At 61.5% G+C, this 20776-nt stretch carries 15 protein-coding genes, 4 tRNA genes and 1 pseudogene; 7 read left to right on the forward strand and 13 right to left on the reverse strand.

Going from position 1 to position 20776, the window contains the following annotated elements:
• The 6 genes from HU767_RS05615 to HU767_RS05640 all read right to left on the reverse strand — a co-directional run.
• On the reverse strand, positions 1–2983 hold a 2983-nt coding region (locus HU767_RS05615; protein ID WP_186728734.1), incomplete at its 3' end, for a DUF6531 domain-containing protein.
• A 186-nt stretch (positions 2984–3169) separates the two neighbouring features.
• On the reverse strand, positions 3170–3571 hold the full coding sequence (locus tag HU767_RS05620) for a sel1 repeat family protein (protein WP_186709867.1): 402 nt from the start codon (positions 3569–3571) through the stop codon (positions 3170–3172).
• Positions 3572–3943: a hypothetical protein gene (locus HU767_RS05625; RefSeq protein ID WP_003179080.1), complete on the reverse strand. Its 372-nt coding sequence runs from the start codon at positions 3941–3943 to the stop codon at positions 3572–3574. It lies immediately after the preceding gene.
• The gene (locus HU767_RS05630) at positions 3940–4281 is read right to left on the reverse strand and encodes a helix-turn-helix transcriptional regulator (RefSeq protein ID WP_186709869.1); all 342 of its coding nucleotides are present in this window, start codon (positions 4279–4281) and stop codon (positions 3940–3942) included. The genes HU767_RS05625 and HU767_RS05630 overlap by 4 nt, the downstream gene beginning before the upstream one ends.
• Before the next feature lie 102 nt (positions 4282–4383).
• Complete coding sequence (locus tag HU767_RS05635; protein WP_186709871.1) at positions 4384–4839, reverse strand: YkvA family protein; 456 nt, start codon at positions 4837–4839, stop codon at positions 4384–4386.
• Positions 4840–5132: 293 nt separating this feature from the next.
• Entirely contained in the window at positions 5133–5846 is a 714-nt protein-coding gene (locus HU767_RS05640) for an FKBP-type peptidyl-prolyl cis-trans isomerase (RefSeq protein WP_030142016.1), read from the reverse strand.
• Positions 5847–6116: 270 nt separating this feature from the next.
• Between HU767_RS05640 and HU767_RS05645 the strand changes: the two genes are divergently transcribed.
• Complete coding sequence (locus HU767_RS05645; RefSeq protein WP_186728736.1) at positions 6117–7922, forward strand: di-heme-cytochrome C peroxidase; 1806 nt, start codon at positions 6117–6119, stop codon at positions 7920–7922.
• A 31-nt stretch (positions 7923–7953) separates the two neighbouring features.
• Entirely contained in the window at positions 7954–9090 is a 1137-nt protein-coding gene (locus HU767_RS05650; protein WP_186709875.1) for a catalase family protein, read from the forward strand.
• Positions 9091–9601: 511 nt separating this feature from the next.
• On the opposite strand, the gene HU767_RS05655 is transcribed toward HU767_RS05650, so the two are convergent.
• The 4 genes from HU767_RS05655 to HU767_RS05670 all read right to left on the reverse strand — a co-directional run bounded on the left by HU767_RS05655 (position 9602) and on the right by HU767_RS05670 (position 10121).
• Positions 9602–9678 (reverse strand) — tRNA-Asp (locus HU767_RS05655).
• A gap of 17 nt (positions 9679–9695) precedes the next feature.
• Positions 9696–9771: transfer RNA gene (locus tag HU767_RS05660), tRNA-Val, on the reverse strand.
• Positions 9772–9948: 177 nt separating this feature from the next.
• Positions 9949–10025: transfer RNA gene (locus tag HU767_RS05665), tRNA-Asp, on the reverse strand.
• A 20-nt stretch (positions 10026–10045) separates the two neighbouring features.
• Positions 10046–10121, reverse strand: a tRNA-Val gene (locus HU767_RS05670).
• A 160-nt stretch (positions 10122–10281) separates the two neighbouring features.
• On the opposite strand from HU767_RS05670, the gene rdgC reads away from it, so the two are divergent.
• The 3 genes from rdgC (at position 10282) to sugE (ending at position 12745) form a co-directional block, all read left to right on the forward strand.
• Complete coding sequence (rdgC, locus tag HU767_RS05675; RefSeq protein ID WP_014339706.1) at positions 10282–11202, forward strand: recombination-associated protein RdgC; 921 nt, start codon at positions 10282–10284, stop codon at positions 11200–11202.
• A gap of 144 nt (positions 11203–11346) precedes the next feature.
• A complete protein-coding gene (locus HU767_RS05680; protein ID WP_186728738.1) occupies positions 11347–12312 on the forward strand; it encodes a bile acid:sodium symporter family protein in 966 nt (321 codons plus the stop codon).
• A gap of 118 nt (positions 12313–12430) precedes the next feature.
• A complete protein-coding gene (sugE, locus tag HU767_RS05685; protein WP_003204587.1) occupies positions 12431–12745 on the forward strand; it encodes a quaternary ammonium compound efflux SMR transporter SugE in 315 nt (104 codons plus the stop codon).
• A gap of 147 nt (positions 12746–12892) precedes the next feature.
• On the opposite strand, the gene HU767_RS05690 is transcribed toward sugE, so the two are convergent.
• From HU767_RS05690 to HU767_RS05700, 3 genes are all read right to left on the reverse strand, one after another.
• A complete protein-coding gene (locus tag HU767_RS05690; RefSeq protein WP_186728740.1) occupies positions 12893–14767 on the reverse strand; it encodes an MFS transporter in 1875 nt (624 codons plus the stop codon).
• 81 nt (positions 14768–14848) lie between these two features.
• Positions 14849–15997 (reverse strand): TDT family transporter, encoded by a 1149-nt coding sequence (locus tag HU767_RS05695; RefSeq protein WP_186728742.1) that lies wholly within the window; start codon positions 15995–15997, stop codon positions 14849–14851.
• A gap of 103 nt (positions 15998–16100) precedes the next feature.
• A complete protein-coding gene (locus HU767_RS05700; protein ID WP_186728744.1) occupies positions 16101–16412 on the reverse strand; it encodes a cupin in 312 nt (103 codons plus the stop codon).
• A gap of 110 nt (positions 16413–16522) precedes the next feature.
• Here HU767_RS05700 and HU767_RS28740 point away from each other — a divergent pair.
• Both HU767_RS28740 and HU767_RS05705 read left to right on the forward strand, forming a co-directional pair.
• Positions 16523–16642, forward strand: a pseudogene (locus tag HU767_RS28740) (TetR family transcriptional regulator); the annotation flags it as partial.
• 514 nt (positions 16643–17156) lie between these two features.
• Complete coding sequence (locus tag HU767_RS05705) at positions 17157–20627, forward strand: PAS domain-containing hybrid sensor histidine kinase/response regulator (RefSeq protein WP_186709884.1); 3471 nt, start codon at positions 17157–17159, stop codon at positions 20625–20627.
• The last annotated feature ends 149 nt before the right edge of the window (positions 20628–20776 follow it).

The raw sequence follows: 20776 nt of genomic DNA on the forward strand, positions 1-20776 counted from the left end.
CCTGGCCGTCGGGCAAGGTCTTGAGTTGCAGCCGCCCGGCCGCGTCGCGCTGGTAGCGGGTGACCCATTGCGAACCGTCCTCGCCGTGCTCAATTTTTTCCAGCAGGTGACCGTTGAGGTCGTAGGCGTAGGCGGTGCGTTGGCCGTCGAAGCCGATTTGCTGTCGGATCAAGCCGTTGGGCGTGTAGTCCAGCTGATATTGTTCGCCGGATTCGTTTTCGATCTCGGTCAGCAACAGCCGCGCCGAGTCGTAGCGGTACTTCAGCTCGCTGCCGTCGGGGTTCAGGCGACGGCTGACCAGGTGCAGGTCATCGGCGTATTCGTAGCGGGTGGTGCGGCCCTGCTCGTCGCGTTCGGCAATGACCTTGCCGTAGGCGTTGTAGCTCCAGGCCCGAATGGCGCCGGTGGGCAGGGTGACTTGCAGCAGTCGGCCGACGGCGTCCCATTGGTAGTGCGTGAGGGCGCCGTGTTCGTCCCGGCGGCTGAGCAAACGTCCCAGGGCATCGTAGGAAAAACACCGGCGACCGCCGTCGGGCAGGATTTCTTCGGTCAGTTGGCCCAGGCGACTCCAGGTGAAGCGATGTTCGCCGCCGTCCGGGTCGTACCTTGCCAGCAGTTGTCCGTGGGCGTCGTAGGCATATTCCGTACGCTGGCCGTCCGGGTCGATGCTGGCGATCACATCGCCAAGGTCATTGCGGCGGTAGGTCCATACGGCCTGGCCGCGCTGACGGGTGTGCAGGAAACCGTTGCGGTATTCGTAGGACGTCGGCGCTTCATCTGGAGGAATCAGCGCCAACAGTCGTCCGACGTCGTCGTAGCGGTATTCGCGGACCGCCCCCAGCGGGTCCTGTTCGGCGATCAGTCGGCCCTGTTCGTCATAGGCCTTGAGGTGCTCGCCACCGTCGGGCTCGACCTTGCGCACCAGCCGCGCCCGGTCGTCGTGGACATACACTTCCTGGCTGCCATCCAGATGCCGGACCGTGACACTGCCGTCCTCGCCCCAGGTGTAGCGGCTGTCCATCTGCGCAAACGAGGCCCAATGCCGTACGCAGCGGGCTGCCGCCCCGACGCCTTGCCATTCCCAATAAAAACTCGCGCCGCCGGCCAGTTGCCGCTGGAGGATGACGTGCTGGTCGTCGTAGTCGTAGCGTTCGCTTTCTCCGGCGGCATTGATCGCTTCGATCAGTCGGAAACGTCCGTCGTAGCGGTAGGACACCAGCGTCTGCTCGGTCCGCCAGGCCTCGTCGAGGGTAATGGCCGGGTGGAAGCTCTGGTAATCGACGGCGATCAGGTGGCGCTGTTCGTAGCGCAGGCGCAGGGAACGCCCGGCACCGTTGTCCAGGCGGCAGATGTCGCCGTGGATGTTGCGCTGGAGGGTCAGGCGGTTGTCGTAGCGGTCGCTGAGGGCGATCAGGTGGCCGTCGCGAAAGTGCAGGAACGGAGCGTTTTCCCCCGGTTGGGCGACGATCAGTTCGTCCGGCTCGGCCCCCAGGTAGATTGCTGCGCGGGCCAGGCTGTTGTGGATCGCCGGGCGCTGGGTGGTGGGCAATGGAAAAAGCGTGCGACGGTTTTCCTGGTCGACCCAAGTGACCTGTTCGCCGTCGAGTTCCAGGCGATGGGCCAGGGCATGGCTCCAGCCGCGCCCGAGGCCGACGTCCAGGTCGGCGGCGCTGGTGCGGTATAAACGGGTGAAAACGAACGGCAAACGGCCGTCGAGGGTGCCATCGTCGAGGGTCAGTAGTTCTTCGCCGGTGACCATCGACACCGGGCAGCCGCTGGTCTGGGTCTGGGCGGCGGTGTCGGCGCTGTCGCCGTTGGGGTTTTTCGATTGGGCGGGGGCGTCGTCGTGGGGTTCGTGTTTTTTCAGTGTGGTGTTGCGCTGTGCATCCCAGCGCAGCTGCATCCGGCCTTTTTTTATCCCCGCCGCGATGCCGCGTGCCGCCACGGTTTTGTAGCGGTCCACGTAGGTCATGAAGCCGTTGACCACCGCGAAGATCGCACGGATGAAACGCTGCAGGGCACCCAGCAGGTGCACGCCTACATTCCCCAGGCGCATCGACAGATAAGCGATACCGGCCCCCGCCCCGGTGAAGGTCAGGACGACACCGATCAACAGATCGATCAACAACTGCACCGTCACCCTCGACAAGGCTTCGGCCGTGTCACCAGCAATCTCACTGGGCGGCAACATGTCCAACCAGAGACTGGCGGTGCGCACCAACAGGCACAGTGCAGCTTCGTCGCTGGCCAGGAGCTGCAGCTTGGCCATCACTTGCGGCGTGTCCTGAGCCAGTTTTTTCAACTGATCAGCGCTTTCGCCCAACCGATCAACAAACTGACCGGGATCCTTGAGGATGTCCGAGAGCAAGCTGATGCTGTCCCACACACTTTCAATCGCTGCCCAACTGCCGGCGAGCAACCCGTTCCCCACAGCTGCTGCGGAAGTCGCCAAGGACTGCTGCGCCCATCGCGGCTTGAAACCCTGCCACTCACCGCGCAACCAGTCCGTCAGATCAGTGGTCAGGCCATCGTAGGAAGAAAACAAGTTCTCTATTTGCTTGGCGGACACCTCGCCCTGAACGTGAACCCGATAGGACTTGCCCGCCTCCCCCTTGAAGGTCCCCAGGCCCCGGGTATCCAGAGTGACCGGCGTAACCTCGCCGCCCTCCACCGCCACCACATCCACCACGATGTCGCCCAAGGGGATGTCGTACACCGACTCGAACTTGCTCTCGATCGTCATCACGCCGCCCAGGGGGCACTGGACGACCGTGGAGAGAAAATCATCGTCACGGGTGCTGACGGCAGTGGTGCTGTCGCCGAAACGGATCAGCCGCTCCATGCCCATCAGCGAGGGCAAGTCGGCCGCGTGGCTGGCCCGGTCCGCCGCCCGGCTGTACCAGCGCTCAAGCTGCTCGCGGTAGACCGACAAGGTGTCTTTGAAGCTGTCGAGTTCCTGCTCGATACGGTTCACCTGTTCCATCAGGACAGGGCTCGCTCAAGGGCCGGCAGGAAAAAACGGTCGAACATGGGCAATGTCTCGCAGCACTCAAGGAGCGCGAGACTGTGCCGGGGATGGCGGGGGAATTAAGTCAGGGGAACGGGACAAAGGATGTAGGGCGATTCGCTAAATTCGCCCCGCTGCACCACGAATAGCCTGTGGATAACGCTAAGGGTCGCGGGCTTCGAGGGCCTTGAGTTTGATCTCGGCCAACGGATGCCCGGCTTTCGCCGCCAAGGTCCACCAGCGTGCCGCTTCGAGCGGGTCCGGCGCCTGGTTGGTGGTACCGGCCAGGCTGATCACGCCGACTTGGTAGGCGGCCTTGCCATCACCGGCCAGTGCCGCCAGGCGCAGCAGGCGAATCCCTTCTTCACGGGCGCCCAGCCCTTGGCCGCGAAAGGTGAGGATGTGCCCGTAGAAACTTTGCGCACCGACATCGCCCAGGTTGGCCATGCGCGAGAACTGGCCCTCGAGCCAGGCCCAGCCACGCGGCTGGCGGACGAACCAGGGCCAGTGAAACAACCGACGCGCCAGCCAATAACCGAGCCGCGCCTTGAGTCGCCAGAGCACTCAGGCCTCCGCCGACTCGGGGTATTCGTATTCAAACACCCGGACCACTTCCGAAGCGTGCCAGGAAGCGGCGGCCACCCCATCGGAAGGCCCGGAAAAGCGGCCCAGGCGTTCTACGCACTCGAAGAACCCCGTACGCGGCAACCGGCTCGCGCCCTGGCTGATCACCAGGGAACTGCGCAGCGGCTGTTCTGCCCGGGCGTCCAGCGCCGCCAGATGCTCAAGGGCCGCAGTCAAGGTCTGCATGGCCGGGCTGGGGAGTTGCAAGCGCTCCAGCAAGGCGCGGTAAGTCAATAAATGGCGCTGGCGCCGCGCCTGGTCCAATTCACCCAACAACCCATCCCAATGCTGCCGACTGATGCGTACGCTCACGATTCTTCCCTCCAACCCGGCACCGTCAACTCCCAGGCCAGACTGCGCCGAATCGCGGCATCGGGCTGTCGCTCGCCGCTCTCGATCAAGGCCAGATAAGACGGGCTGATACCTACCGTGCGAGCCAACGCCTCAATGGCGATGCCCTTCCCTTCGCGCAAACTGCGTAATTGATCCAGGCCAGGGAGAACCTGGTCGGGTGCCGCCGCGTGCCGGACTGTCGCTTCGCGCGGCGGAGCTTGATTGACACCTGCTGCTTTCAACAACGCTTGGTACTGATCCCACGGCAAAACCGCGTACTCGGGCTCTCCGTCACGTGTGATTATTTGAATATCCATGTCTACCCCGTAGGACAACAACACTTAGCGAGTCAGCCTTTTTCCTTGGAAGTGTAATCCTAAATGCCGGCTAAGGTCGCGGGGTGATGCATTCTCAGGGGATCAGGGCTTTTTCTGACCTTGGAGCTGGAGTTGTTCCGGGGTGTCGGGAAGCCTTTCGACTTTGGCCAGCGTCTCGGGTGACTGTCGATAACGCCAGGCGCGGAATGCCTCCAGTTCAACGTCGAGGGTTTTCATGATCCAGGCCAACACCGCGATGTCGTCGAACATGCCAAACATGGGCAAGAGGTCTGGAATGGCGTCCAAGGGGCTGAGGAAGTACATGAGCCCCGCCACTATCGACAGCATCGACTTGGCGCTGACCGCGCGGTATTCGCCGCGCCAGTAGGCCAGGCACAAGGCCTGCAACAGGCGCAGGTCCTCCTTGAGCTTGCCCAGCCGCCCACCCTCCCGGGCACCTTTGCTGGCGACGGCGAAGAGCAATGTCGGCAATCGACCGCGGGCCAACAGGCGGCCTGCCAAGGGCAGAAATCGCGCAAAATTCCACGGGGCCTTCATTTTTTCTCCCACTGAAATGTTATCCACACAAATTGTGGATAACCTTGTGAACAGAGCTGCATTTCACCGCTGAAGCCCCCGTTCCATAAGGGCCCGGCTTAGATCGGGCGTTTTTTACTCACATAAAAAAACCCAATATTTCATTGACTTGACCAGCCGACTGCGTCTAGCACAGCGCCTGTAATGCCTATGACTATAGCGTGCGCCGGGCGTTCGTTTTTTTGCCATCTTGCCGCCGCCCAGATGCAACAACGCCCCGCATAAGCGAGGCGTTGTCGTTATAACAGACGCGATTACTTGGCTGCGTCTTCTTTTGCCGGATCCTTGATCGCCAGCAGCTCCAGGTCGAACACCAGGACCGAGTTGGCCGGGATGGCCGGGCTCGGGCTCTGGGCGCCGTAGGCCAGGTCGCTCGGGATGTACAGCTTGTACTTCTCGCCGACGTGCATCAGTTGCAGGCCTTCGACCCAACCTGGGATCACGCCGCTGACCGGCAGGTCAATCGGGCTGCCACGCTCGACGGAGCTGTCGAACACGGTGCCATTGGTCAGCTTGCCGGTGTAGTGAACGGTCACTACGTCGGTCGGCTTAGGCTGCGCGCCATCGGCTTTCTTGACCACTTCGTACTGCAAGCCGGAAGCGGTGGTGGTGACACCGGCTTTCTTGCCATTTTCTTCGAGGAATTTCTTGCCGGCGGCTGCCGACTCTTCGCTCATCTTGGCCATGCGCTCTTCGGCACGCTTTTGCAGCGCGGCAAAGGCTTCGACCAGTTCTTCGTCTTTCAGCTTCTGTTCTTTCTTGCCGACGGCATCTTCGATGCCCTGGGCAACTGCTTTGGAGTCCAGGTCATCCATACCTTCCTGAGCCAGGCTTTTGCCCATGTTCAGGCCGATACCGTAGGAAGCTTTCTGCGCCGGGGTTTTCAGCTCTACGCTGGTCTGCGAGTCGCAACCCGCGAGTACCAGGCCAACCAGGGCTACCGCCGCCGCCAACCGATGCTGTTTCATGCTATTTCCTTGTTCATGCGCCTAAAGGGCAATCGAGTAAAGCCGCGAGCTTATCAGGCGGCCACGACCAATGGCTACCGGCATGTGAGCCGCAAAGTGATGATAAGTTCAGGTCCGCAAACGCTTTTTGATCCCAGGCAAATGAAGCATCTGTCATCCGTTACGCGCAGGGACACCTTGCCGCTCCCCCACAGGCCGGGGCTACTGGCCACTTGCCCGCCGCGCAACGCTGAGGCATAAGGGCATATCAAAAAAAACAAGGACGTAACCGTGCGCCTCCTCTCTCGCATTCTCTTGCTGCTCCTCGCGCTGCTGATCGTCGTCGTGGCCGTGGTGCTTTATTACGTCGCCAATCCCCGGCTGCCGTTCTATGAGCCCATCCAACAGGTGCATTACCTGGATCAATGGAGCGCCGCCGAACGCCAGACCTATTACTTCACGCCCCAGGGCACCCAGGTCAAAGGCCTGCGCTACGACTGGTTCACGGCCCTCGAACTGCCGTTTTCGCAACAACGCTTCGCATCGCCGGAGTATCTGGCGCGCTTTGGCTTCCTTATCGATCCGGCCCAGAAAGCCACGCCCGAGAATCCCGGCAATCTGCCGGTGGGTTTCACCCGGCACCAGAACGCAGGCAGCGCCGACCCATTCCTCGATATCACCTGCGCTGCGTGCCACACCGGCGAATTGCACTTCAAGGGCCAGGCGATACGGATCGACGGCGGCTCGGCACAGCACGTGCTGCCTTCCAGCGTTCCTACGCTACGCGGTGGCAGTTTCGGACAGGCATTAGTCGCCAGTCTGGCGTCTACGTACTACAACCCTTGGAAATTCGAACGCTTCGCCCGCCAAGTCCTGGGCAAGGACTACGACGCCCGCCACGAGGACCTGCGCAAGGCGTTCAAGGACTCCCTGGATACTTTCCTGCGGGTGGCCTGGAACGATACCCATCGCGGCCTCTACCCCACCGAAGAAGGCCCTGGCCGTACCGACGCCTTCGGCCGCATTGCCAATGCCAGCTTCGGCGACGCCATCTCGGCGGAAAACTACCGGGTCGCCAACGCGCCGGTGGACTATCCACAGTTGTGGGAAATGTGGACCTTCGACTGGGTGCAGTGGAACGGATCGGCCCAGCAACCGATGGCCCGAAACGTCGGTGAAGCGCTGGGAGTCGGCGCCACACTGAATTTCTTCGACGCCCAGGGCAAACCGCTGCAGGGCGACGCGCGATACCCCTCCAGCGTGCGCGTGCGGGACTTGAACAAGATCGAAGAGACCTTGCAACTGCTCAAGGCGCCCGTGTGGCCGGAAGCGTTGCTGGGCGCGGTCGATAAACCGCTGGCCGCCAAGGGCCGGGCCCTGTTCGTCGAAAACTGCGCCGGCTGCCATGTGCCCAAAGTGGTCCAGGGGCCCGACAGGCCGGTACAGCAGTTGCATATGCTGCCGGTGAAAGTGATCGGCACCGACCCGGGCACTGCCAATAATATTGCCGACCACCGTTACGACCTGACCAGCCTGCAATGGGACCCGGCCGAACTGGCGAAGCTGGACGTGCAACTGCACCCGACCCCGACGGAGCCGCTGGACCTGAGCCAACTCTCGGTCGCCAAAGGCTTGGCCTACGTCACTGCCTTCGTCGAAAACCGTGCTTACCGTGACGCCGGGGTCACCCCCGCCGAGCGCCCGGCCCTGGACGGTTTCGGCCTGCCCATCGGCGTACGTGAATTGCGCGCCTACAAGGCCCGGCCGTTGGCGGGTGTCTGGGCCACGCCACCGTTCCTGCACAACGGCTCGGTGCCGACGATCTATCAACTGTTGTCCCCCCAGGCTGAGCGGGCGACCACCTTCTATAAAGGCAACTTCGAATACGACCCACGCCATTTGGGCTATCGCACCGAAGCCTTCACTAACGGCTTTAACTTCGATACCCGGGTTACCGGCAATCACAACAGCGGCCATGAATTTCGCGCGGGCGAACGCGGCAACGGCGTCATTGGCCGCCTGCTGCAACCGCAGGAACGCTGGGCCTTGCTGGAGTATTTAAAAGTGCTGGGCGGGCCACTGGAGTCGCAACTGTAATGATGAACCCCACCGGTAAAAGGATGTTGGCATGTTGATCACGCTCTGGCTGCGCCTCGGCGCCTTTTTGGGCAAGACGCTCCTGTGGCTGCTGGGCATCGGGTTGCTCGGCTGGGCACTGTCCTCGGCCTGGTTTGCCTGGCAACACAGGGGACCTGTCCCGGACAAGGAACAGGTGGCACCCGGCGAAGCCGCCATGACCCAGGACATCATCCAGACTGCGATCCGCATCGTCGATCAGCACCGCGAAGGCACACGCTATCTGCGTGATGCCCATGCCAAGGCGCACGGCTGCGTCATGGCCGAGGTCCAAGTGCAGAGCGGCCTGCCTAGCCCGTTGCGCCAGGGGGTGTTCGCCGAACCGGGCAAGACCTGGCAGGCCACGATCCGCCTGTCCAACGGCAACGCTTATCCGCAATTCGACAGCCTGCGCGATGCCCGGGGGATGGCAATCAAACTGCTGAACGTGCCCGGCAAGCAATTGCTGGCGGACCGGCAATCATTCGGCGAGCAGGATTTCGTGATGTTCAATCATCCGAACTTCTTTGTCAGCGATGTCGCCGAGTACCGTCAGAATGTGGCCGCTCAGGCTGACGGGAAGAAGGCGATGGCTTTTTTTCCGAGCCTGGACCCGCGCACTTGGCAGATTCGGCATCTGTTCATCGCTTTGGCGACCCTCTCGCCGGCTCCGGCCAGTCCGACCCAGACCACTTATTTCTCGGTATCGCCTTATAAGTTTGGCGAGGCCAACGCCAAGTTTCGCGTCGCGCCGGATCCGGACAGCTGTCCAAGCTATACCCTGCCACCGCAGAATCAGGATTTGCCGAATTTCTTGCGCAGCGCGCTGAACCAGCAGTTATCCACAGACCGGATGCCGGCGTGTTTTGTCTTGCAGGTCCAGCGTCAGGATCCGAGCAAGTACATGCCGATCGAAGACACCAGTATTGAATGGCAGGAAAGTGATGCGCCGTTCGAAACCGTGGCGCGCATTAAGGTGCCGGCTCAGGATTTTGATACGCCCAAGCTGAATCTGGCTTGTGATAATCAGTCGTTCAATCCTTGGTTTGGGATTGAGGCGCATCGGCCGATTGGGGGGATTAATCGGTTGCGTAAGGCGGTGTATGAGGCGGTCAGCGATTATCGGCATCGTCGAAATGCTGAGCAGTAGACGGGGGGTTGGGTGTATATCCGTTCCGCTATCGCGAGCAAGCTCACTCCCGCACCTGATCTTCAGCAGCCCACAAAGCGTATATACACCGCAGAACCCATTGTGGGAGCGAGCCTGCTCGCGAAGTGGCCGGCACAGCCAACATCAATGCAAACTGCCCCACCGCCTCGCGAGCAGGCTCGCTCCCACAAAGGTCCGCAGCGAACACAAAACTCATGAACACCCAAGATCACCTGTGGGAGCGAGCCTGCTCGCGATGAGGTCAGCCCATCCAACACCTTCATCGACTATGAAACCGTGGTGGGCATGAGCGCTTTGGTTACTTTTGACTGGGCCGGCTTCCGGGCTCTTCAAAGTGACCCGCCGCCAGGGCGGAACCCTAAGTCGCCGTTACTGCAGCAACGGATACACACAAAAAAAGAGAACAAAAAAAAACGACGCTCTCCCCTCGTAAAGGAAAAGCGTCGTTTCTAGTAGCCACCTGGCGTTCAGCATTCCAGGTAACCAAATATGGCGCAGCGGACGGGACTCGAACCCGCGACCCCCGGCGTGACAGGCCGGTATTCTAACCGACTGAACTACCGCTGCGCGTAACATTGAAAGTTTGGTGGGTGATGACGGGATCGAACCGCCGACATTCTGCTTGTAAGGCAGACGCTCTCCCAGCTGAGCTAATCACCCTTCACTTTCGATGCGGGGCGCATTCTCTCACAGTTTTTTGTAACGTGCTGATTTAATTAGCAAATTCAGCAAAAAAAACATGAGCAACACACACCGCGGGAACTGCAAACAGCAAAAAGCCCGCGTTAGCGGGCTTTCCGTGGTGACCTGGCGTTCAGTGTTCCAGGTTACCGAATATGGCGCAGCGGACGGGACTCGAACCCGCGACCCCCGGCGTGACAGGCCGGTATTCTAACCGACTGAACTACCGCTGCGCGTAACACGTTGAGCGAAATGGTGGGTGATGACGGGATCGAACCGCCGACATTCTGCTTGTAAGGCAGACGCTCTCCCAGCTGAGCTAATCACCCTTCGCTTTCGGTGTGGCGCGCATTCTACGGAGCACTCTTTAAGCTGGCAAGCACTTTTTAAATTAATTTTTTCAGGCCTTCCAAAGGCTTAGCGAAGGGTTGGCCTATGGCGCCGCGAAGAGAATAATGCCCCCCTTTGTATAAAGGAGAGACTCACCCCATGTGGTTCAAAAACCTGCTTATCTATCGCCTGACCCAAGATCTGCCTTTTGATGCCGAGGCGTTGGAAACTGCACTGGCCAGCAAACTGGCGCGTCCATGTGCAAGCCAGGAGTTGACCACTTACGGTTTCGTCGCGCCGTTTGGCAAAGGCGAAGACGCGCCGCTGGTGCACGTCAGCCAGGACTTCCTGCTGATCGCCGCGCGCAAGGAAGAACGCATCTTGCCCGGCAGCGTCGTGCGCGATGCCCTGAAAGAAAAGGTCGAAGAGATCGAAGCCGAGCAAATGCGCAAGGTCTATAAAAAGGAACGGGACCAGCTCAAGGATGAAATCATCCAGGCGTTCCTGCCCCGTGCGTTCATCCGTCGCTCGTCCACCTTTGCCGCCATCGCGCCGAAACAGGGCCTGATCCTGGTGAACTCGGCCAGCCCGAAACGCGCCGAAGACCTGCTGTCGACCCTGCGCGAAGTCATCGGCTCGCTGCCGGTACGCCCGCTGACGGTCAAGATGGCCCCGACCGCGACCATGACCGACTGGGTCAAGACCCAGAAAGCCGCGGACGACTTCTTCGTGCTGGATGAATGCGAACTGCGCGACACCCACGAAGATGGCGGTATCGTGCGTTGCAAGCGCCAGGATCTGACCAGTGACGAAATCCAGCTGCACCTGAACACCGGCAAGGTGGTGACACAATTGTCGCTGGCCTGGCAGGACAAGTTGTCCTTCGTGCTGGACGACAAGATGGTGGTCAAGCGCCTGAAGTTCGAAGACCTGTTGCAGGACCAGGCAGAGCAGGACGGCGGCGACGAAGCCCTCGGCCAACTGGACGCCAGCTTCACGCTGATGATGCTGACGTTCGGCGAGTTCTTGCCGGCGCTGGTGGAAGCGTTGGGTGGTGAAGAGATTCCGCAGGGGATCTAAAGGCGGTGATCTCTAGTGTGGGAGCGGGCTTGCTCGCGAAGGCGGTGTGTCAGCAACCCCTATGCTGTCTGACACACCGTCTTCGCGAGCAAGCCCGCTCCCACATTTTATATTTGTGGTGTTCTTAATAATAAGGATCAGGTCATGCGCGCATTGGCTGCATTGAGTCGCTTCGTCGGCAATACCTTCGCTTACTGGGTACTGTTTTTCGCGGTACTGGCTTTCCTGCAACCGCAATGGTTCGTTGGCCTGAAAGTCGCCATCGTGCCGCTACTGGGCCTGGTGATGTTCGGCATGGGCCTAGCATTGAAGTTGGAGGACTTTGCCGAAGTCGCCCGCCGTCCGGGACGCGTGGCCCTGGGGGTGGTTGCCCAGTTCGTGATCATGCCCGGTACGGCGTGGCTGCTTTGCCAAGTGTTCAGCCTGCCGCCGGAAATCGCCGTCGGCGTGATCCTGGTGGGTTGCTGCCCGAGCGGCACATCGTCCAACGTCATGACCTGGCTGGCTCGCGGTGATTTGGCCCTGGCCGTGGCGATTTCCGCCATCACCACCCTGCTTGCTCCGCTGCTGACCCCTGCGCTGATCTGGCTGCTGGCCTCGGCCTGGTTGCCGGTGTCGTTCTCGGCGTTGTTCTGGTCGATCCTGCAAATCGTGCTGGTGCCGATCGCGCTGGGCATCGTCGCCCAACGCCTGTTGGGTGCCCGGGTTCGTCATGCCATAGACGTGCTGCCGCTGATATCCGTGGTGAGCATCGTGATCATTGTGGCGGCGGTGGTCGCGGCCAGTCAGGCGAAGATCGCCGAATCCGGCCTGCTGATCATGGCCATTGTGATGCTGCACAACAGCTTCGGTTATCTGCTGGGGTACTTCACCGGGCGTTTGTTCGGCTTGCCGTTGGCCCAACGCAAAACCCTTTCATTGGAAGTCGGCATGCAGAACTCCGGCCTCGGCGCGGCGCTGGCGAGCGCGCACTTTTCGCCACTGGCGGCGGTGCCCAGTGCGCTGTTCAGCGTCTGGCACAATATTTCCGGAGCCCTGCTCTCGACGTACTTCCGGCGCATGAGCGAAAAACAGGACCGCGAGCTACTTGACCGTCAAGCGGCAGACTGACCGAGTGACTTGACCAAACAGTCAGCATTGGGCACTCTTGCGCCCAATGCGGGGACGACCCCGCAACGCCAAAGAGTTCACTATCCGGGGACGACCCCACCCATCGATGAGGTGCGTGATGTCCTGGATCATTCTGTTTTTTGCCGGCCTGTTCGAAGTCGGCTGGGCTGTTGGCCTGAAGTACACCGACGGCTTCAGCCGCCCTCTTCCCACCGCACTGACCATCGCCGCCATGGCGATCAGCCTCGGCCTGCTCGGCCTGGCGATGAAGGAACTGCCGCTGGGGACGGCCTATGCGATCTGGACCGGGGTCGGTGCCGTGGGCACGGTGATCGCCGGGATCATTTTGTTTGGTGAGTCGATGGCGCTGGTTCGCCTGGCCAGCGTGGCATTGATCGTTGCAGGGTTGATCGGGCTCAAGGTCAGCGCCTGAGCCCTCCCGGTAGGAGCAAGACCTGTGGGAACAAAGAGCTGTGGGAGCAAGGCTTGCCCGCGATAGCGATCTCAGGGACGCCATCGCGAGCAAGCTTTGCTCCCACAGCACCTTGCTCCCACAGGTCTTCTCCTTCAGTTTTTCGTTCTAGCGGACCGTGCCACGCAACTCCCCCACCAACGCTTGCAACTTCGCCGGCTCAGCCACTTCCACCGCAACCGCCGAGCCCGCCACCAACGTCACCCGCGACCAGAACCGACGAAACAGCCCCTTGGCCGGGTCGCGACTGAAGAAACTGCCCCACAACCCCTGCAGCGCCAAGGGAATCACTGGCACCGGGGTTTCCTGGAGGATGCGCGTCAGTCCACTCTTGAACTCATTGATCTCTCCGTCAGCGGTCAGTTTTCCTTCAGGGAAAATGCACACCAGCTCGCCGTCCTTCAAGTATTGGGCAATTCGCTTGAAGGCTTTTTCATAGATATGGATATCTTCCTGGCGCCCGGCAATCGGGATGGTGCCGGCGGTGCGGAAGATGAAATTCAGCACCGGCAGGTTGTAGATCTTGTAGTACATCACGAAGCGAATCGGCCGACGCACCGCGCCGCCAATCAGCAAGGCATCGACGAAGGACACGTGATTGCAGACCAGCAGCGCTGCGCCTTCATCCGGTATCGCCTCCAGGTTGCGATGCTCCACGCGGTACATGGAATGGCTCAGCAGCCAGATCATGAAACGCATGCTGAACTCGGGGACGATCTTGAAGATGTAGGCGTTGACGCCGATGTTGAGCAACGACACCACCAGGAACAGCTGCGGGATCGACAGCTTGGCCAGGCTCAGCAACACGATGGAGACAATCGCCGAGACCACCATGAACAACGCGTTGAGAATATTGTTGGCGGCAATCACCCGCGCCCGCTCGTTCTCCACGGTGCGCGACTGGATCAGCGCATACAGCGGCACGATGTAGAAACCGCCAAAGACGCCCAATCCGAGGATGTCGATCAACACCAGCCAGGCATGGCCGAAACCGAGCACTTCAAGCCAACCGTGGCCCTCGACGCTGGCGGGAATCCCACCGGAATGCCACCACAACAGCAGGCCAAACACAGTCAAACCGAACGAACCGAACGGCACCAGGCCGATCTCGACTTTGCGCCCGGAAAGCTTTTCACACAGCATCGAACCCAACGCGATCCCCACCGAGAACACTGTGAGGATCAAGGTCACCACGGTCTCGTCGCCGTGCATCCACTCCTTGGCATAAGCGGGAATCTGCGTCAGGTAAATCGCCCCGACAAACCAGAACCAGGAGTTGCCGACAATCGACCGAGACACCGCCGGGGTTTGCCCCAACCCCAATTTCAGGGTGGCCCAGGATTGGCTGAAGATGTTCCAGTTCAGACGCATTTGCGGCGAGGCCGCCGCCGCGCGCGGAATGCTGCGACTGGCCAGGTAACCGAGCACGGCGATGCCGATGATCGCGGTAGCCACCACCGGGGCGTAATGCGCCGAGGACATCATGATCCCGGCGCCGATGGTGCCGGCCAGGATCGCCAGGAACGTCCCCATCTCCACCAAGCCGTTGCCGCCGACCAACTCATCTTCACGCAAGGCCTGCGGCAAGATCGAATACTTCACCGGACCGAACAGCGCCGAATGCGTGCCCATGGCGAACAGCGCCAGCAGCATCAGCCACAAGTGATCGAACAGGAAACCCACCGCGCCCACCGCCATAATGGCGATTTCGCCAAGCTTGATCAGGCGAATCAACGCGTCCTTGGCGAATTTTTCCCCGAACTGCCCCGCTAATGCCGAGAACAGAAAGAATGGCAGGATGAACAGCAGCGCGCAGAGGTTGACCCAGATCGAGCGGTCGCCTTCGATGGTCAATTTGTAGAGGATGGCGAGGATCAGCGACTGCTTGAAAATGTTGTCGTTGAACGCGCCCAAGGACTGCGTGATGAAGAACGGCAGAAAACGCCGCGTGCGAAGCAAGGTGAACTGCGAAGGGTGACTCATCTTCCATGTTCCTGAGTGGCGTGGACGCTTATTGGAATGAACGTTTTTCGATCCAGGCCACACATTACCTGTCTTTAGCGATTATTTCGCCAGCCCTGCAATGCAGGGCGACACAAACAGCTCACCGTGCCAGGCGCCCAGCACCGTACGCCGCCCAACGATCAGCCACATCACCACCAGCAAGGCCACCAGCACAGCACCGAACACGCCGAAGAAACCCAGGCCCAGCAGCTCGGAAAGCTTCAGCGTCGTCAGCGCGTACACGCCCAGGGGAAAGGTAAAGCCCCACCAGCCCAGGTTGAAGGGAATGCCTTCGCGCAAATAGCGCGCGGTGATCAGCAGCGCCATCAACATCCACCACAACCCCAGGCCCCACAGCGTGATGCCGGCCACCAGGCCCAAGCCGGCGGCGATGTCGCCCACGCCGGGCAGGCCATTGGCGGCAAAAATCAGCGGGGCATCGTTGCCCAGCAGCAACATGCCCAGGGCACCGGTGCCAATCGGGCCGAGGGCCAGCCAGCTCGAGGCGGCCATGTTCCCGTGAGGCAGTTTGTGCAGGGCCATGCGCAACAGCAGAATCGTCAGGATGCTGAACGCCACCGGCAGGGAAAAGGCCCAGAGCACGTAGCTGGTCACCAGCATGACCAGTTGTGCATGAGCGTCGGCCAGATGCGGCGCCAACAGCCCGCCGCTGGCCGCCGCGACTTCGGCGGCCACCACCGGCAACAACCACACGGCGGTCATCTGGTCGATCCGGTGTTCCTGGCGAGTGAACATCAAGAAAGGGATCAGCACGCCACAGGTCAGCGACATGGCCACGTCTATCCACCATAACGCCTCGGCCACCGCCACCACGCCCTCCCCCCAGCGCGGCAGCCCAAAGACCAGACAGCCATTGATGAGGGTCGCCAGCCCCATGGGAATGGTGCCGAAAAACATCGAGACCGTCGAATGGCCGAAAATCCGTCGTGCTTCGTCGAAGAACAACACCCAACGGGCCGTGTACATGAGGGCGAACACCACGAACAACAGCGTGTTGAACAACCACAACCCTTCGCCCAAGGCGCGCAGGCCCGGCATCTGCGCCGGCCATTGCGCCAGGGCCAGCGCCAGCACACCGGTGCCCATGGTCACGGCGAACCAGTTAGGTGTGAATTGGCGAATGGCTTCCAATGGCCTGGGCAAATGGCTCAACGGGCGCAAGCGGTTTTTCGCGGCACAGCATGTCATGGTGAACTCCTGTCCTCGGATGAGGTGGAGCCATGCTAGAGCGGGTTCGAATATCTATATAACGGGTAATTTCTCTATATGTAATCTGTTTTACAGATAAGCATCAGACGCTGCCCTCGGTTTCGATCACCAGGATTCTCGCTTCGCCCAGAGGCTTGGCGACATGTTCGGTGCCCACCGAGGCGTAGAAAATGTCCCCAACGTCCAGCAGGGTCGCCTTTTCGACACCCTCTTCGCGATAGCACATCCGCACTTGCCCATCGAGCACCACAAAGACTTCCTGACCGTCGTTGATGTGCCATTTGTACGGCTGGTCGGTCCAGTGCAGGCGCGTGGTGATGCCGTTCATGTTGGCGATGTCCAGCGCCGCCCAGGCACGGTCACCGGTGAAGGACTTGCTGCGAATGATTTTCAAGGGATCCGTCCGTAAAAAGATTGAGGTGCCAAGACTAACCTACCGCCAGCGGCACCCGCATGCAGGGTTTCAAGGCCGAACGCCATCGCTGACTGGTTTCACCGACTGACGCAGTCGAGCGGCTGATCAATGTGGTGGTGGCGCCGACGGTGTTCCGCATTCTCTTTGCTAACGCGCCGCTGGAGGTTGGGGAGTTGTATCGGCTGGTGGATATTGCGTTGGGTCAGTAAGGTCGCCATCGCGAGCAAGTTCCCACAGTGGACTTGTGGTGTCAGCCATATCTGCGCTCACCACAAAACCCTGTGGGAGCCGAGCTTGCTCGCGATGGCGGCGGTACATCCAGCATCCCAGTGACAGGTACACCGCCTTCGCGAGCAAGCCCGCTCCCACAGTGGGCTTGCGGTGTCAGCAATATCTGCGTTCACCACAAAACCCTGTGGGAGCGAGCTTGCTCGCGAAGGCGGTGGCACATTCAACATCGATGCAAGCTGACCCAGCGCTTTCGCGAGCAGGCTCGCTCCCACATGGGTTCTCCAGTGGACATAAGATTTGTATCCACCACAGATCCAATGTGGGAGCGAGCCTGCTCGCGATGAGGCCAGCAAAACCCCTGCATAACCCAAGATTCTCCCCACCTGCGACACCCCACCACGCCTCGACCTTGGTCGACACTGACGAACCCGAGCGGGCATGCGAGACTGTCCTGCCGGGCTCAAGCCCCGGTGTCTTTGTCGGGGAGTTTCCATGTCGTTGTCCAGCGGGCTGATCGCCGTTGTCGCCCTGGCCTATATGGCCATCATGTTCGCCATCGCCTTCTACGGCGACCGGCGCAGCACGCCGCTGCCGCCACGGGTGCGGGCCTGGGTCTACAGCCTGTCGCTGGCGGTCTATTGCACCAGTTGGACGTTCTTTGGCGCCGTGGGCCAGGCCGCCGAACAGCTCTGGTCATTCCTGCCGATCTACCTCGGGCCGATCCTGCTGTTGGTGTTCGCGCCGTGGGTGCTGCAGAAAATGGTGATGATCAGCAAGCAGGAGAACATCACCTCCATCGCCGACTTCATCGCCGCCCGCTACGGCAAATCCCAATCCCTGGCGGTGGTGGTCGCGTTGATCTGCCTGGTCGGCGTGCTGCCGTACATTGCCTTGCAACTCAAGGGCATCGTGCTCGGAGTGAACCTGTTGATCGGCGCCGGCGCCGATGCCATGGGCACCCGCGCCCAGGACACCGCGCTGATCGTCTCGCTGATCCTGGCGCTGTTCACCATCGTGTTCGGTACCCGCAACCTGGACGCCACCGAACACCACCGCGGCATGGTGTTGGCGATCGCCTTCGAATCCCTGGTCAAGCTGTTCGCCTTCCTGGCCGTCGGTGCGTTCGTCACGTACGGCCTGTATGACGGTTTCGACGACCTGTTCAACCAGGCGATGCTCGCCCCACGCCTGGAGCAATACTGGAAAGAAACCATCAACTGGCCGTCCATGGTGGTGCAGACCGGGGTGGCGATGATGGCGATCATCTGCTTGCCGCGGCAGTTCCACGTGACCGTGGTGGAAAACATCGAGCCTCAGGACCTGCGCCTGGCCAAATGGGTGTTCCCCGCCTACCTGGCCCTGGCCGCGCTGTTCGTGGTGCCCATCGCCCTCGCCGGGCAAATGATGCTGCCCAGCTCGGTGCTGCCGGACTCGTTCGTCATCAGCCTGCCGCTGGCCCAGGCCCACCCGGCCCTGGCCGTGCTGGCGTTCATCGGCGGCGCCTCGGCGGCCACCGGCATGGTGATCGTCGCCAGCGTGGCGCTGTCGACCATGGTTTCCAACGACATGTTGTTGCCGTGGCTGCTGCGCCGCAACGCCGCCGAACGCCCTTTCGAGGTGTTCCGCCAGTGGATGCTCTCGGTGCGCCGGGTGAGCATCGTGGTGATCCTGTTGCTGGCCTACGTCAGTTACCGTCTGCTGGGTTCGACGGCGAGCCTGGCGACCATCGGCCAGATCGCCTTCGCCGCCGTGACCCAACTGGCCCCAGCCATGCTCGGCGCGCTGTACTGGAAACAGGCCAACCGCCGCGGCGTATTCGCCGGCCTCGCCACGGGGATCTTCCTATGGTTCTACACCTTGGTGTTGCCGATCGCCGCCCACAGCCTCGGCTGGTCGCTCAGCACCTTCCCGGGCCTGGCCTGGTTGCACGGCAATCCGCTGAACCTGCCGATTACCCCGCTGACCCAAGGGGTGGTCCTGTCCCTGGCCGGCAACTTCACGCTGTTTGCCTGGGTGTCCGTGCTGTCGCGTACGCGCGTCTCGGAGCACTGGCAGGCCGGACGCTTCATCGGCCAGGAAATCAGCGCCCGTCCCAACCCCCGCTCGATGCTGGCGGTGCACATCGAAGACCTGTTGCAACTGGCCGCGCGTTTCGTCGGTGAAGAACGGGCGCGGCAGAGTTTCATCCGCTTTGCCTACCGCCAAGGCAAAGGCTTCAACCCGAACCAGAACGCCGACAGCGAATGGATCGCCCACACCGAACGCCTGCTGGCCGGTGTACTCGGCGCCTCTTCGACGCGCGCCGTGGTAAAAGCCGCTATTGAAGGTCGGGAAATGCAGCTTGAAGACGTGGTCCGGATCGCGGACGAAGCGTCGGAAGTGCTGCAGTTCAACCGCGCCCTGCTGCAAGGCGCCATCGAAAACATCAGCCAGGGCATCAGCGTGGTCGACCAGTCCCTCAGGCTGGTGGCGTGGAATCGTCGCTACCTGGAACTGTTCAACTACCCGGATGGCTTGATCAGTGTCGGCCGGCCCATTGCCGACATCATCCGCTACAACGCCGAACGGGGCCTCTGTGGGCCGGGCGAGGCGGAAGTCCACGTCGCCAGGCGCCTGCACTGGATGCGCCAGGGCCGCGCCCATACCTCCGAGCGACTGTTCCCCAACGGCCGGGTCATCGAGCTGATCGGCAACCCGATGCCCGGTGGCGGTTTCGTCATGAGCTTCACCGACATCACCGCCTTCCGTGAAGCTGCCCAGGCGTTGACGGAAGCCAACGAAGGGCTGGAGCAGCGGGTGGCCGAACGCACGCGGGAATTGTCCCAACTGAACCTGGCCCTGACCGACGCCAAGAGCACCGCCGAAGCGGCTTATCAATCCAAGACCCGGTTCCTGGCCGCGGTCAGCCACGACTTGATGCAACCGCTCAACGCCGCGCGCTTGTTCTCCGCCGCGCTGTCCCATCAGCACGACGCGTTGCCGAGCGAGGCCCGGCAACTGGTGCACCACCTGGACAGTTCGCTGCGCTCGGCGGAAGACCTGATCACCGACCTGCTGGATATCTCCCGCCTGGAAAACGGCAAGATCAACCCCGACCGCAAGCCCTTCGCCCTCAACGATCTGTTCGATACCCTCGGTGCAGAGTTCACGGCGCTGGCCCAGGAACAAGGCTTGAAGTTCCGGGTTCGCGGCTCATCCCTGCGCGTGGACAGCGATATCAAGCTGCTGCGACGTATTTTGCAGAACTTCCTGACCAATGCATTCCGCTACGCCAAGGGCCCAGTGCTGCTGGGCGTGCGCCGGCGCAACGGCGAGTTGTGCCTGGAGGTCTGGGATCGCGGGCCGGGCATCGCCGAGGACAAGCTGCAGGTCATATTCGAAGAGTTCAAGCGCCTGGACAGCCACCAGACTCGCGCCGAAAAAGGCCTGGGGCTGGGCCTGGCCATCGCCGACGGGCTCTGTCGCGTGCTGGGCCATAGCCTGCAGGTGCGCTCCTGGCCTGGGCGTGGCAGCGTATTCAGCGTCAGCGTTCCCTTGGCCCAGACACAAGCCGTCGCACCGAGCGCCGTGACCGAGCCCAACGGTCATTTGCCAAGCGGCGCGCAGGTGCTGTGCGTCGATAACGAAGACAGCATCCTGATCGGCATGAACAGCCTGCTGACGCGCTGGGGTTGCCAGGTGTGGACGGCGCGCAACCGCGAGGAATGCGAGCGTTGGCTGGCCCAGGGCGGCCGACCGCAACTGGCGCTGGTGGACTTTCATCTGGACGACGGCGAGACCGGTACCGAACTGATGGCCTGGTTGCGCACGCGCATGGGAGAGCCGGTGCCGGGCGTGGTGATCAGCGCCGATGGTCGGCCCGAGACGGTGGCACTGGTGCATGCGGCGGGCCTGGATTACCTGGCCAAGCCGGTGAAGCCGGCGGCGTTGCGGGCGTTGTTGAGTCGGCATTTGCCGTTGTAACTTCGGCAAATGATAGCTCCTGTGGCGAGGGAGCTTGCTCCCGCTTGAGTGCGCAGCACTCACAAAAAGAGGGCCGCTGCGCAGCCCAGCGGGAGCAAGCTCCCTCGCCACAGGGTGCTGTTTTTGCCTTGAGATCTGATTCAGCCCGA

This window comes from Pseudomonas sp. SWRI179, from assembly GCF_014268705.1.
In the GTDB taxonomy this organism is placed as follows: Bacteria; Pseudomonadota; Gammaproteobacteria; order Pseudomonadales; family Pseudomonadaceae; genus Aquipseudomonas; species Aquipseudomonas zanjanensis.